The organism is Glutamicibacter sp. MNS18, from assembly GCF_026107515.2.
Lineage (GTDB): Bacteria > Actinomycetota > Actinomycetes > Actinomycetales > Micrococcaceae > Glutamicibacter.
The window spans coordinates 37,768-49,431 of record NZ_JAPCHW010000018.1; the positions used below are offsets into that span (position 1 = coordinate 37,768).

The following is an 11,664-nucleotide window of genomic DNA, read 5'->3' on the forward strand; positions in this document are numbered from 1 at the left end:
CTGTTAGCTTTGGAACTGAAATATCCACATCTGTCCACAGCATCCAAATGTCGGTGTTCGGTGAGATGATGCATGTTTCACGGTGAAGCTATCACCGCGTTCCCGGTGGGTAGAAGGGGTCTAAATGTCTGTTGCCAGCGCTGAGCAGTCCTACGAGAATCGCGATTCCGAAGTAGGGCGGACACCGCCACAGGATATTGCCGCGGAAATGTCCGTTCTTGGTGGCATGATGCTCTCCAAGGACGCAATCGCTGATGTGATCGAGGTTGTCCGCGGCAACGATTTCTACCGACCGGCTCATGAATCGATTTATGAAGCGGTCATCGACCTCTATGGGCGTGGCGAACCCGCCGACGCGGTGACCGTCTCGGACCTGTTGACCAAACGCGGCGAAATCGTGCGTGTGGGCGGTGCCGCCTACCTGCACAACCTGATCCAGTCCGTGCCGACCGCCGCGAACGCCGGCTACTACGCCGAGATCGTGCGTGAGCGGGCGGTGCTTCGACGGCTGGTGGACGCGGGCACCCGCATTGTCCAGATGGGGTACTCGCCGGATGGCGAGGTGGATGCCATTGTGAACGAGGCCCAGGCCGAGGTCTACAAGGTTGCCGAAAACCGGTCCAGTGAAGACTACGTGCGCCTGAGCGAGATCATCGAGGGTACCGTTGATGAGATCGAGAACGCGGCCAATGCCGGGGACGGCATCACCGGTGTGCCGACCGGTTTCTACGAGTTCGACGAGCTCACCCAGGGGCTGCAGGGCGGACAGATGGTCATCATCGCCGCCCGTCCGGCCGTGGGTAAGTCGACGTTTGCATTGGACTTCGCCCGCTCGGCGGCCATCAAGAACAATATGGCCACCGTGTTCTTCTCCCTGGAAATGGGCCGCAATGAAATCGCCATGCGCTTACTGTCGGCCGAGGCCTCCATCCAGCTTCAGGATCTTCGCAAAGGCTCCGTGGAAGACGCGCAGTGGACGAAGATCGCCACCACCATGGGGCGGTTGAACGAGGCGCCGTTGTTCATTGACGATTCACCGAATATGTCGATGATGGAGATCCGTGCCAAATGCCGTCGCTTGAAACAGCGCCATGAACTGAAGATGATCATCCTCGACTACCTGCAGCTGATGAGTTCCGGTAAGCGCGTGGAATCCCGTCAGCAGGAAGTCTCCGAGTTCTCGCGTAACCTGAAGCTGCTGGCCAAGGAACTGGATGTGCCGCTGATTGCGCTCTCCCAGCTGAACCGTGGCTCGGAACAGCGAACCGACAAGAAGCCGATGGTCTCGGACCTGCGTGAATCAGGATCGATCGAGCAGGACGCGGATATGGTCATCCTGCTGCACCGTGAAGACGTGTATGACAAGGAAAACCGTCCCGGCGAGGCCGATGTGATCGTGGCCAAGCACCGTAACGGTCCAACCAAGACCATTACCGTGGCCTTCCAGGGCCACTACTCGCGGTTCAATAACATGCAGACCGAGGGGTAGGTCAACGCAGCAGTCCCGGGTTGATCAGGTGTAGTCCGATCCCGTCACCGGACTCCAGCCACAGGGCCGGAATGCCGGAGGCCAGTACCGAGGTCACTGCGAAGATCAAGGCCAGCAGCACGACGGTGGTCTTCAAGAACCACTTCTTGGTTTGTTCCGGATTCACTACGTCGCAGCCCTTTCGCACGGATGGTTGTCCACAACCATCCTACGGTGCGGTCGGGATCGCAGGTGGCGCCTTCACGGATTGCGGCAGACTACATCCACTTGACGCCGTCCTGCTCGTATTCCCTGATCCTGTAGGCAATCATCTCTTCGAGCAGCTCGCTGGGGACGGGTTTGCCATAGGGCAACGCGATCCGGCCCTTGCCGGTGGTATATCCGGCCCACCGCTCGGCGAAAGCCTCAAGTGTGCTTGGCGTGAAGCTGAAGTTCGCATGGTTCTTGTGCGCGCTGATGACGAAGAGGATCACCCCATCGGCATGGATCGTGGCGGGATGACCCCATTTGAGTGCCTCGCTGGTTCCAGGAGCGGCATGCCTGCTCAGGGCCCGCAACTCGTTCAGCAGTTCGGCGGTGGACCCGATGAGTCCGGAATAGTATTCGTCGATGGTCGTCGGCTTGGCCATGGGCCAAGTCTTCCAGCATGCTCGGTGGATGTCACGATTATTGTTGGTTTCCGGAATCAGGAACGGGGTCACCGGACCTGTGTTCCGGTGACCCCATTGATGTCAGGTTGCTATGCCCGGGCCGACTCCGCCACGGGTGATTTGCGACCATCGCTTGCCGCCACGTCGTTCCCGGATGGCGAACCCGAGATTACCTGATCCAGGTCCTGGATGTCGGAACCCGAGCGGTCCTTCGAAACCAGCAACGCGGTGAACGACATGGCCGAAAACGCCATCCACAGCAAGGAGACCATCCACAAGCTGCCGCCGCCGGCCATGACCAGCGCAGTGGCAATCATTGGGGTGAAGCCCGCACCCAACGTCGAGGCCAGCTGGTAGCCGATGGAGGTGCCGGAGTAGCGTACCGAGGTGGGGAACAGCTCGCCGGCGAACGCGCCATAGGGGCCGGAGGTGAAACCCTGGACCAGGCTCAGGCCGAGGATGATGGCCAGCAGGAACGCCAAGGTATTGCCCATGTCGAGCAGGTGCATGACCGGAAATGCCAATACCATGGCCAGGATATTGCCGAAAATCAGGATGCGGCGACGCCCGATCCGGTCACTGAGGCGGGAGGCAATCACCACGAAGAGGATGGTGAACACGCCGCCGATGGCCTTCATGTTCAGGACATCGGTTTGAGCCAAGATGGCTTGCTGCACGGCGAAGGAGATCGCCCATGCACCCATGAGGCCCTGGGTCATCTGCCCGGACAGGCCCGAGACAACAGCAACCAGCAGCGGCCTGCGATGGTTCCGGAAAAGTTCGGCCGCTGGCACCTTGCGCTTGGTCTTCTCGGCGGCAGCCGACATTTCGTGGAATACCCGCGATTCGCTGACCCTCATCCGGATGAATACGGCAACCATCATCAGTACCGCCGAGAACACGAACGGAATCCGCCAACCCCAGGCCAGGAACTGATCCGACGGCAGCATCGACATCAGCGACAGGATCAAAGTGCCCAGGATGGTCCCTGCCGGAGCGCCCATATAGGCGAAAGAGGCAGCGAACCCGCGTGACTGACGTTTGGCGCTTTCGAAGGCCAGTAGCATGGCGCCGCCCCATTCACCGCCCACTGCCAGGCCTTGGAAGATGCGCAAAGAGACCAGCAACACTGGCGCCCAGATGCCGATCTGTTCGGTGACCGGCAATAAACCCATCAACGTGGAGGCGATACCCATCATGAGTACCGTGGTGAGCAGGATGGTTTTCCGACCGAACTTGTCGCCCAGATTGCCAAAGATCAGTCCACCCAATGGGCGGGCAATATACCCCACGGCCAGCGTGCCAAAGGAAACGAAGATCGCCAGTCCCGGATCGAGGTCGGCAAAGAAGACCTTGTTGAACACGATCCCTGCCGCAGTGGCGTAGAGGATGAAGTCATAGTATTCCACGGCAGTGCCCATGAAACTTGAGAAGAGGATGCGTCGCATCTCCTTCGGGGAAGCATGGTAGGCCTTTCCGGCGGCCTGGGGATCTGTGGGCGGTTGGTTCGTCATGGTGGGTCCTTGAGGCGATGGAGGGCGGGTGGTTCAGGCGTTGACCGGCTGCTGGTCGACGGACTGTAGCCCGTCACCCGTTGCGATCGTTCCGAAGGGGATGATGTCCAAGTCGTCTGGAACAGACAGCCTGCCGGTGAAACTACGGCGGGCTTGCAGCCAGGCTTCAGGGGGCGAATACGTGGGAACAAGGTGGTGCAGGGCAAGGTGTCGGACACCTGCCTGGGTGGCTATGGTTCCAGCCTGGATGGCGGTGGTGTGCGCTCGTCGATGGTGGTCCATCGTGGCCTGCAGCATCGTGGCATCTGAATACTGGGCTGCCAGGATGTCCAGGTTAATCGCCTCGTGGAGCAGCAGGTCCGTCTCGCGGGCCAAACGGATCAAGTTGTCGCAGGGAGCCGTATCTCCCGAAATGGTCACCGAGCCCTGGGCAGTGTCGAAACGGAACGCGAAGGCCGGTGCGGTGGGGTGATGGGATACCAGGACGGCGCTGACGCTGACCAGATCGTCCTGGAAGACGACGATCGGTTCCATGTCCGGGCAGACATTGGAATCGGGATCGAATCCGAGAGCCGCCGGGATCTCGATCTCCATTGGCGCGAACTGGTCGGCTGGCGACTTGGCCAATGAATCGAAAATCCGGTCATTGCAGTCGGTTGCGTACGCTCCGAGAATACCGTTGACCAGCCCGGAGACCCCGGGCGTGGGACTATGCGGGGCGATCGGCTGCGGAACGCTGGTGGCTCGCGGGGACAGCGGAGGTAGCTTGCCGCGGTCGCCCGGCCCGACGATAGGGATGACACCACGCGGTGAGTCCTTCAATTCAAAGGCGCCGAACAGTAGCATCGAGGGCAGGTCCACGGTGTGGTCCGAGTGCATGTGGGTTATGAATACGCCAGCGAGATCAGCCATTTTCAGGCCCGCTGCATTCGCTTGACGCCCGGCGCCCTGGCCGCAGTCGACCAGATACCAGCGATCGCCAACGACGACTGCCGTGGAAATCCCGAAGCGTGGCTCGCCTTCTTGGTTCTTCCACCAGCGAGGTCCGCCAGCAGTGCCCAGGGTGATGACGTGGGGTACCTGTGCTTCATCGTGCATTGTATTCAACCTTCATTGACGGGTCAGGGGATCTGTAATCTATGATGGTGTTCCCTGTCACATTTGACTAGCTAAGGTTCCTGTAGGGACCCATTAGGGAAAATAATGACTGAGATCTCATTACGTCAGTTGGAGTACTTCGCCGCAGTCGCCGAGACCCAGTCGGTGACCGAGGCGGCTCGGATATGCCATGTCAGCCAAGGAGCGGTGAGCTTGGCATTAGGGCAGCTGGAAAAGGCCGTCGGGGCCAGCCTGGTGATACGGCGCCCGGGGAGAGGGGTCAGCCTGACAGCGGAGGGCAAGGTGATGGCCGCACGGGCAAGGCTGATCACGGAACAGGTTGTGGGATTGCGAGCCGCCGTGTCCGAAGTCCACAACGAATTGGCAGGACGCCTGGTCATCGGGGTATTCACTACCGTGGCGGTCCATGTCATCCCGCACCTGGCGGATTGGTTCGAGAAGCGGCATCCTCGTGTGGAATTGAGCTTCATGGAAGGCAGCGGGCCGCAGTTGCAAGCGGCATTATTCAGTGGGCAAAGCCAATTGTCAGTCGGTTACGAGGCGCAATTTGATGATGAGAACTCCGTTGAGGTGCTCCATGAGTTCCACCGCCAGGTAATGGTCAGCCCGGAACATCCTTTGGCTGAGCTGGAGACCGTGAGCTTCAAGCAGCTTGCGCCCTACCCTGCGGCATTGCTTAACCTGGAACCAGCATTGCGTCATACCCTGGCGGAATTTCACCGGTATGGCGTGGATCCAATCGTCAAATGGCTTTTCGGCAATGTTCCGTCAATCCACTCGGTGGTGGGCCGGGGGTTGGCCTATTCATTGCTGATGCAACCAACGGAAGTCAGCCCAGAGGGTCGGGCCCTGGTGCTCCGGCCGTTGAGCGACCCCACGGTACCCAATTCCCTGGTGGCGGCGACACCTCGCGGAGTGGGCCGCAGCGCCGTGGTTGATGAAGCCGTCACGGCGCTGAAGGCCCAATGGAAGGAATGCTGAGCGCATCCTGGCAGGGGAGTGGGCGACTAGCCTTTGGGCAGGATCTGGATATGGTGCGGCGCAACGGCCACCAGATCGGGCCCGTATTCCTTGTGCTTGGCGACAAAGGCCTTGATGTAAGGGCAGACCGGGACGATCCCGAGCCCTGCGGACACCGTGTCGTCCAGGGCGAAGGCCGCCAATTTGCCAGCCAGGCCCTGGCCGCCGTACTCCTCGTCGACCACGGTGTGGAAGAAGATCCGTTCCACGCCGTCCTGGCCTTGGTAGTCGCGGTAGTGTGCCCTGCCGATGTGCTTGCCGTTGTCATCCAGGACGTAGCGCTGTTGCTCGGGAAGTGCCCGGGGTTGGATCTGGCTCATGGTGCTCCTCATCGGGGGTGGGTTACTAGTCCGGCGGGTTCTGCCGCGGGCGCAGTCTGACAGTGGGAAGGGCCGGGGCGGGCAGCGCCGCGGGGGTGTCCGGCGGGAAGGGGCCGAAACGGTCCTCGGAGGCGTCCCCTGGTTCGGCGCCGATCTCGGCCTGGTACTGCTGGCGGAAGGCCACGACCTCCTCGTGGTTACGTCCCACGAAGTTCCACCACATCAGGATTTCCTCGTTCAGCGGTTCACCGCCGATGACCAGCACGCGTACCGGATCGTTGCCTGCGGTGATCCTCAGTTCGGTGTGCCCGCGGCTGACGAAACCCAGATCCCGGTGTCCCAGCTGACGCCCGTTCAGGATGGGGGATCCGGAATCGACCATGACCCCGTGCTCGTGCCCGGCCGGAACACGCAGGACCACTTCGGCCTGGGCCTGCAGGACCAATTCGGCCCCGGTGATCTCGGTATGGGTTCGTACCGGCGAGGTGGAACTGCGACCAGCGATGCCCAGGGTGCCGAGGAAGACCGCGAGGGCCCACCCGTCGCCGGTCAACGGCTCGGGACGGTAGTTCTCGAAGATCGGGGCCATATTGCGGGCATGATCGGGCAAGGCGATCCACAGCTGGGCACCATGCAGGATGGTGGTGTCCTTGGTGGAAAACTCCGAATGGGTGATCCCGTAGCCAGCTGTCATCAGGTTTACCTCCCCGGGCAGCACGGTCGCCTCGAATCCTGCCGAGTCGAGATGATCGATGGCTCCGGTGAAAAGCCAGGAAACCGTTTGCAGTCCGGTATGGGGATGCCGCGGAACCTGCATACCCGGAGCACTGGTGACGTCGTCGGGGCCGTAATGATCCAGGAAGCACCAGGCGCCGATCAGGCTGCGCTGCTTCTGCGGAAGGGTGCGGTATACGGTCATGGCCCGGGTGCCGCCCAGCGGAACCGGGCGGGGTTCCAGCACCTCGACGGCCTCCATGGCTTCACAGTTCGCGCAGTCGATTTCTGCCGGTGCCTGCTCCAGGTTGCTCATGCCCCAAGTTTAGGATTTCCGGAGCAGCATTCCTAGCCACAGGAGCACCACACCCACCCAGGCGGCGACGGCAACCCAGATGAACCCCTGGCCGAACTGTTGAAGTACAGCGAAATCCGTTTCCCGACCCAGGAACTGGCAACAGCTGGCCAGCATGCCCAAGGGGAAGACAATTGCCCACAATCCTGTTTCGTAGCGCAGGGGAAGCCGGTGAACCACATGGCGCCAGTAGCCGAAGATCACCAACAGCGGAATGAACCACACGCCAACCGACAACAAGGCGAAACAGGTGAAGGCGATCATGGGATGCAACCAGGGTTCCAGAACCCCCTCATTGGCCAGGAACAGCAACTGCGAGCCGGTCATCACGGTAATGGCGGTGGCGCCCATGAAAATCCAGTATGTCGGAGACAAGGTCTCGGGGTGGTTGGGGTAGCGCAGCATCCGGACCGTGACCAGCGTGGCAATCATCAGGTACAACATGCACCCCAGCAGCCAGATGGCCAAGGCCGCGATGTTCCCCAGGCTGAAGATCCCGGGGTGGAAGGCAAAGGTGCCGGCCACGGCCTGGGTGGCGACCACCCAGAGGAACCAGGTGCCGTGCGCGTGGGCGATTGAGGGTTCTGGCCGCTCGATCAGTACCAGCAGGGCGGGAATCACATAGCACAGGCCCACCCAGAGCACACCACCGGCGCTTGCCACGGCCAGGGACGTGCGGGTGTAGCCCAAGGTACCCAGATCCAGGGAAACGACGGTCGCGGCGGCCACGACCGTGAAGAAGCCGAAGGACGCCGAAGGATTCAACAGGTCGTTGACCACCGCAGTGCGGTACCGGATGAGCCGGTATCCCAGGACCGCCGTGAGAACGACCAGCAGTGCCACGGCAGTCCAGGAGAAGAACTGTCCGATAAGCCGGTGCCCGGCCAACCCCAATCCGTAGCCCACGATCCCTGTGGCCATGACCGAGGAGAACGCGGACGGTGGGAGTTTGGCCACCCATCGTGAAAAGGTATGCGTGTTGGAGGTGGATATGGCGTTCACGGATCTCCCAAGTCTCTGGTTGCCAAGGACCCCTGGTGTGCAGCGGGATATCTTCCAAGGTACTGCACCGCCGGGAACCGGAGGGTCGGCCTACACTGGAGTTAGGGTCCGAGTGGACTCGTGAGGGATTGTGGATGGCCATGATGGATGACAGCCCGCTGCCGATTGTCCATGACACCACGGGGTTGAGTGCGGGGTACCGGCTCCGGTGGTGGATCCGGTACTGTGCGCTCATGGTCTTCGGGCCAGCCGATCGCGTGCTGGAGGCCAGCCCACGCGAGCGCATGAAGTGGGAACGGGCGGTGAAGGTGCTCAATGCGCATTACGCGCGGGGGACCCTGCCTGACGGCGAAACCGTGGAAACGGTACGCAGGATGTCACCGTAGGGCTCCTGCTGGCTTGGTTTGTTGGAGCGCTTTGGGAATGAGCGAGTCGTGGAAGGTGGAAGTTGATGGAGCTGGACCCGGATGAGCTGCTCAAGCTGGAAAGCCAGGTGTGTTTCGGTGTGGCGGTGGCCTCCCGATCGGTGATTTCGGCCTATCGTCCGGTGTTGGAACCCCTGGGCCTGACCCATCCGCAGTACCTGGTCATGCTGGCGCTGTGGGAACAAGCTCCGATTGGTGCCCGTGAACTGAGTTCGCTGCTGCATCTGGATCCGGGAACGTTGAGCCCCTTGGTCAAGCGGCTGGAATCCCATGGACTGGTGGCCCGTCGACGGAACCCGGCTGATGAGCGGGCCATCTTGATCGAACTGACCGAGACCGGGATGGCCCTGCGGGAACGCGCCTTGGGGGTGCCTCTGGAAATGATGCGTCGACTACAGCTGGACGAGCAGGATGTGCGTGATATCCAGCGCCTCATGGACAAGCTGATCCAGGCGGCAAGCGACGCTGGAGACTAGTCTCACGTATTTAGTTTGTGCACCAATAGTTGGCGTACCATTGAGGTAGGGCTTCACGAGATCAGGTCACGAACTGCGAGGGAATCATGAACGAATCACCGCTGCCAATCATTGCCGACACTACCGGCCTGAGCCGCGGGTACCGGTTCCTGTGGCGTATGAAGTTCACCGCCCTGATGATCTTCGGGCCTGCCGAACGCACTATCCACTCCAGCCCGCGTGAACGGCTCAAATGGGAACGGGCCATGAAGGTCCTACGCGCCCACGAGGCTTCCGGGACCCGGGCCGATGAGCAGACGGTGCAAACCGCTGCGCGGATGGAGTCGCGCTAGGGGCGCCCGAATCGACCCTCCCCAGGGGTTCACGGTAACCTTCATGTCATGGAAGATATGACCGAGCTGGTACTCACCCGCCAATTCTCCGCCCCGCGAACGGCTGTTTGGGCAGCCTTCAGCGAACCGGAGATCATCGCCCAATGGTGGGGGCCGGCAGGGTGGGGTATCCAGGAATCCTCGGTTGTGCTCGAACCCAGGGTTGGCGGGCGTCACGAGCTGGTGATGTTCCAGCATAAGGATCCCGCACAGCAGGTCCCGCTGAAGGCCGTGGTTACCGAGTTCGACGAGTACAAGTGCTTCGCCAGCGCCGATGGCCCGCACGAGATGACCCTGGACCTGGTGATCCAGACCCGGATCGATTTCAATGAGTTCGCCGGCCGGACCATAGTCACCTTGACGCAGGGGCCGCTCCCCTTCGAGGTGCTGCCCACCAGCCAGAGGGCCTGGAATTCGGCACTCGATAAGCTCGAAGCCCTCCTGGGGGAGTTTTTCAGCTAGATGGGGGGCCCACCGGCGGTTCCGGCTAGACCGGCTTGGACACCAGGTAGCTGCGCACTGCGCTGATCCTGGCCGACTTCGCCGTCGATGCGAAGGTGATGATGTAGCTGAAGGCCACCGAAATATTCTGGATATTGGTCACCCGGCCATCGGTGCTGGCTTCGCGTCCGTGGGTCAGGATGCTGTTGAAACTCAACTCGACGTTGTCCCGTGCGCCCCTGACCCAATCGAGCACCTCGCTGAGTCCATTGAGCTTCTGGAACCCGACGACATCCCACTGGACATCCTCGCTCAGCCATTGCGACAGGTGGTCCAGATCCTTGCCCTGGACGGCGACCACGAAGTCCCTGACGATCTGCGCCCGTGGCGCGTTGCCGCATCCTCCCGGTGGTTCGTGAACCTGCAATGACGTGGGAACATCGTGTGGCATCGGCTCGATCTCCTGACCGGTTGGTGCGAGGCTACCGCCATTCTCGTGATGCGCTCAGACGGTATGGAACTCGAGCATATCGGTTATCCGCGGCCGGCAAACGGCATGCCGGCCGCCGTGATGGTCAGCTGGTTGACTGAGGCGCTCGCCGGCGTGTTCGCAATGAAGGCCACGGCGGCAGCCGCATCCGCCAAGGGGAAGGTAGGCTCCACCCGCCGGGTGCCATCGGCCTGCAGGGCGCCGGAAGAGGTCCCCAGCTGGCTCATGATCTCACTGGCGGTATTGCCGATGTCTATCTGCGAGGCACTGATCGACCACGGGCGCCCGTCCAGTTCAATGGATCGGGTCAGGCCGGTGATAGCGTGCTTGGTCACCGAGTAGGCTACCGAATTCGGGCGGGGAACCTGCGCCGAGATGGACCCGTTGTTGATGATCCGGCCTCCACCATGTTGCTTCATGTGGTTGAAGGCAGCGCGGGCGCAATTGATGGCGCCGGTCAGGTTCACGGCACATACCTGATTCCATGCCTCTTCATCCAAATCGCCGACATGGGCAGCGGGCCCAAACATCCCGGCGTTGTTGAACAGCGTGGTGATCCGGCCGAAGCGTTCGGTGGCGCGTGTGAAGAGTTCGACCACTTGGCCGGGATCTCTGACATCTGTGGGGACCACCAGTGCCCGTGAGTGATTCCGCGCCGTTTCCTCCAGGCTCCGTGCCGTACGTCCGGCCAGCACCACATTCCAGTCTTGGGACAGCAGCAAGTGGGCCGTGGCCCGGCCGATCCCCGAACCGGCGCCGGTGATGATGATTGTGCGTGACGTGTTTTGTGAAGGCTGGTTGGCCGGTTCCATTTGCTGCAACGACCTTTCGGTACTGGTAAATGCGGGTATGGGTGACTGTCCGTAGGTTACGAGCACACTACGCCATATCGGCGGATTTGGGCCAAGGGCTTGTGAGCGCACTCACTTAATCTTAGTATGCGATAGAGAGTTTCCATAAAGCGGAAGTTTTACTGTGTATTGCCACCCGCAAAATGCACGCTTCGATACCCTGAAGGACTGTATCCATGACCATCATTGATGACACCACCGTTTCAGCATTCGCCGATCGCCAGCCGGGGTCCCCGGAAAAATCCGGAGAGTCAACGGCAGCCGACCACCAGATCACCACGATCCGTAGTGGTCTGACGTATCAGTTGTCTGATCGGGATCCGGAAGAGACCCAGGAATGGTTGGATTCTTTTGATTCGTTGATCGAGTCGCAGGGGACCGAGCGGGCCCAGTTCATTATCCGGTCGTTGTTGCAGCGGGCCGGGGC

The 11,664-nt window shown here is 61.2% G+C and carries 16 protein-coding genes; 7 read left to right on the forward strand and 9 right to left on the reverse strand.

Features of this window, described 5'->3' with window-relative positions; translation table 11 throughout:
* The first annotated feature begins 124 nt into the window (after nucleotides 1-124).
* Complete coding sequence (dnaB, locus tag OK351_RS16760) at nucleotides 125-1,489, forward strand: replicative DNA helicase (protein ID WP_265161348.1); 1,365 nt, start codon at nucleotides 125-127, stop codon at nucleotides 1,487-1,489.
* A gap of 1 nt (nucleotide 1,490) precedes the next feature.
* Here dnaB and OK351_RS16765 read toward each other — a convergent pair whose 3' ends face one another.
* The 4 genes from OK351_RS16765 to OK351_RS16780 all read right to left on the reverse strand — a co-directional run bounded on the left by OK351_RS16765 (nucleotide 1,491) and on the right by OK351_RS16780 (nucleotide 4,751).
* On the reverse strand, nucleotides 1,491-1,655 hold the full coding sequence (locus OK351_RS16765) for a hypothetical protein (RefSeq protein WP_265161350.1): 165 nt from the start codon (nucleotides 1,653-1,655) through the stop codon (nucleotides 1,491-1,493).
* A gap of 91 nt (nucleotides 1,656-1,746) precedes the next feature.
* Nucleotides 1,747-2,118: an iron chaperone gene (locus OK351_RS16770; protein WP_265161353.1), complete on the reverse strand. Its 372-nt coding sequence runs from the start codon at nucleotides 2,116-2,118 to the stop codon at nucleotides 1,747-1,749.
* 110 nt (nucleotides 2,119-2,228) lie between these two features.
* The gene (locus OK351_RS16775) at nucleotides 2,229-3,653 is read right to left on the reverse strand and encodes an MFS transporter (protein WP_265161355.1); all 1,425 of its coding nucleotides are present in this window, start codon (nucleotides 3,651-3,653) and stop codon (nucleotides 2,229-2,231) included.
* A gap of 33 nt (nucleotides 3,654-3,686) precedes the next feature.
* Nucleotides 3,687-4,751 carry an MBL fold metallo-hydrolase gene (locus OK351_RS16780; protein ID WP_265161357.1) on the reverse strand — a complete coding sequence of 355 codons (1,065 nt, stop codon included), beginning with the start codon at nucleotides 4,749-4,751 and terminating at the stop codon, nucleotides 3,687-3,689.
* Between the two features lie 105 nt (nucleotides 4,752-4,856).
* Here OK351_RS16780 and OK351_RS16785 point away from each other — a divergent pair, with 105 nt between their 5' ends.
* Nucleotides 4,857-5,753 carry a LysR family transcriptional regulator gene (locus tag OK351_RS16785; protein ID WP_265161359.1) on the forward strand — a complete coding sequence of 299 codons (897 nt, stop codon included), beginning with the start codon at nucleotides 4,857-4,859 and terminating at the stop codon, nucleotides 5,751-5,753.
* Between the two features lie 26 nt (nucleotides 5,754-5,779).
* Here OK351_RS16785 and OK351_RS16790 read toward each other — a convergent pair whose 3' ends face one another.
* Genes OK351_RS16790 through OK351_RS16800 form a run of 3 tightly spaced genes read right to left on the reverse strand, consistent with a single transcriptional unit; the run spans nucleotide 5,780 to nucleotide 8,183 of the window.
* Nucleotides 5,780-6,112 (reverse strand): GNAT family N-acetyltransferase, encoded by a 333-nt coding sequence (locus OK351_RS16790; protein ID WP_265161361.1) that lies wholly within the window; start codon nucleotides 6,110-6,112, stop codon nucleotides 5,780-5,782.
* 25 nt (nucleotides 6,113-6,137) lie between these two features.
* Nucleotides 6,138-7,142, reverse strand: coding sequence for a pirin family protein (locus tag OK351_RS16795; protein ID WP_265161363.1), 1,005 nt, complete (start codon nucleotides 7,140-7,142; stop codon nucleotides 6,138-6,140).
* 9 nt (nucleotides 7,143-7,151) lie between these two features.
* Nucleotides 7,152-8,183 (reverse strand): tellurite resistance/C4-dicarboxylate transporter family protein, encoded by a 1,032-nt coding sequence (locus OK351_RS16800; RefSeq protein WP_265161365.1) that lies wholly within the window; start codon nucleotides 8,181-8,183, stop codon nucleotides 7,152-7,154.
* Nucleotides 8,184-8,323: 140 nt separating this feature from the next.
* Here OK351_RS16800 and OK351_RS16805 point away from each other — a divergent pair, with 140 nt between their 5' ends.
* The 4 genes from OK351_RS16805 (at nucleotide 8,324) to OK351_RS16820 (ending at nucleotide 9,917) form a co-directional block, all read left to right on the forward strand.
* A complete protein-coding gene (locus tag OK351_RS16805; protein ID WP_265161367.1) occupies nucleotides 8,324-8,569 on the forward strand; it encodes a hypothetical protein in 246 nt (81 codons plus the stop codon).
* A gap of 65 nt (nucleotides 8,570-8,634) precedes the next feature.
* Entirely contained in the window at nucleotides 8,635-9,084 is a 450-nt protein-coding gene (locus tag OK351_RS16810; protein ID WP_265161369.1) for a MarR family winged helix-turn-helix transcriptional regulator, read from the forward strand.
* Between the two features lie 86 nt (nucleotides 9,085-9,170).
* Entirely contained in the window at nucleotides 9,171-9,416 is a 246-nt protein-coding gene (locus OK351_RS16815) for a hypothetical protein (protein WP_265161371.1), read from the forward strand.
* Nucleotides 9,417-9,464: 48 nt separating this feature from the next.
* Nucleotides 9,465-9,917, forward strand: coding sequence for an SRPBCC family protein (locus OK351_RS16820; RefSeq protein WP_265161373.1), 453 nt, complete (start codon nucleotides 9,465-9,467; stop codon nucleotides 9,915-9,917).
* 25 nt (nucleotides 9,918-9,942) lie between these two features.
* Here OK351_RS16820 and OK351_RS16825 read toward each other — a convergent pair whose 3' ends face one another.
* On the reverse strand, nucleotides 9,943-10,347 hold the full coding sequence (locus OK351_RS16825; RefSeq protein ID WP_265161375.1) for a nuclear transport factor 2-like protein: 405 nt from the start codon (nucleotides 10,345-10,347) through the stop codon (nucleotides 9,943-9,945).
* An 83-nt stretch (nucleotides 10,348-10,430) separates the two neighbouring features.
* Nucleotides 10,431-11,198, reverse strand: coding sequence for an SDR family oxidoreductase (locus OK351_RS16830; protein WP_265161377.1), 768 nt, complete (start codon nucleotides 11,196-11,198; stop codon nucleotides 10,431-10,433).
* Nucleotides 11,199-11,413: 215 nt separating this feature from the next.
* Between OK351_RS16830 and OK351_RS16835 the strand changes: the two genes are divergently transcribed.
* Nucleotides 11,414-11,664, forward strand: a 251-nt coding sequence (locus OK351_RS16835; RefSeq protein WP_265161379.1) for a hypothetical protein, incomplete at its 3' end; no start/stop codon positions are given.

Excerpts from the sequence above, each read along its gene's own strand:
- dnaB (WP_265161348.1), top strand. The coding sequence starts at position 125 with ATGTCTGTTGCCAGCGCTGAGCAGTCCTACGAGAATCGCGATTCCGAA.
- OK351_RS16770 (WP_265161353.1), bottom strand. The coding sequence starts at position 2,118 with ATGGCCAAGCCGACGACCATCGACGAATACTATTCCGGACTCATCGGG.
- OK351_RS16775 (WP_265161355.1), bottom strand. The coding sequence starts at position 3,653 with ATGACGAACCAACCGCCCACAGATCCCCAGGCCGCCGGAAAGGCCTAC.
- OK351_RS16780 (WP_265161357.1), bottom strand. The coding sequence starts at position 4,751 with ATGCACGATGAAGCACAGGTACCCCACGTCATCACCCTGGGCACTGCT.
- OK351_RS16785 (WP_265161359.1), top strand. The coding sequence starts at position 4,857 with ATGACTGAGATCTCATTACGTCAGTTGGAGTACTTCGCCGCAGTCGCC.
- OK351_RS16790 (WP_265161361.1), bottom strand. The coding sequence starts at position 6,112 with ATGAGCCAGATCCAACCCCGGGCACTTCCCGAGCAACAGCGCTACGTC.
- OK351_RS16795 (WP_265161363.1), bottom strand. The coding sequence starts at position 7,142 with ATGAGCAACCTGGAGCAGGCACCGGCAGAAATCGACTGCGCGAACTGT.
- OK351_RS16805 (WP_265161367.1), top strand. The coding sequence starts at position 8,324 with ATGATGGATGACAGCCCGCTGCCGATTGTCCATGACACCACGGGGTTG.
- OK351_RS16810 (WP_265161369.1), top strand. The coding sequence starts at position 8,635 with ATGGAGCTGGACCCGGATGAGCTGCTCAAGCTGGAAAGCCAGGTGTGT.
- OK351_RS16815 (WP_265161371.1), top strand. The coding sequence starts at position 9,171 with ATGAACGAATCACCGCTGCCAATCATTGCCGACACTACCGGCCTGAGC.
- OK351_RS16820 (WP_265161373.1), top strand. The coding sequence starts at position 9,465 with ATGGAAGATATGACCGAGCTGGTACTCACCCGCCAATTCTCCGCCCCG.
- OK351_RS16825 (WP_265161375.1), bottom strand. The coding sequence starts at position 10,347 with ATGCCACACGATGTTCCCACGTCATTGCAGGTTCACGAACCACCGGGA.
- OK351_RS16830 (WP_265161377.1), bottom strand. The coding sequence starts at position 11,198 with ATGGAACCGGCCAACCAGCCTTCACAAAACACGTCACGCACAATCATC.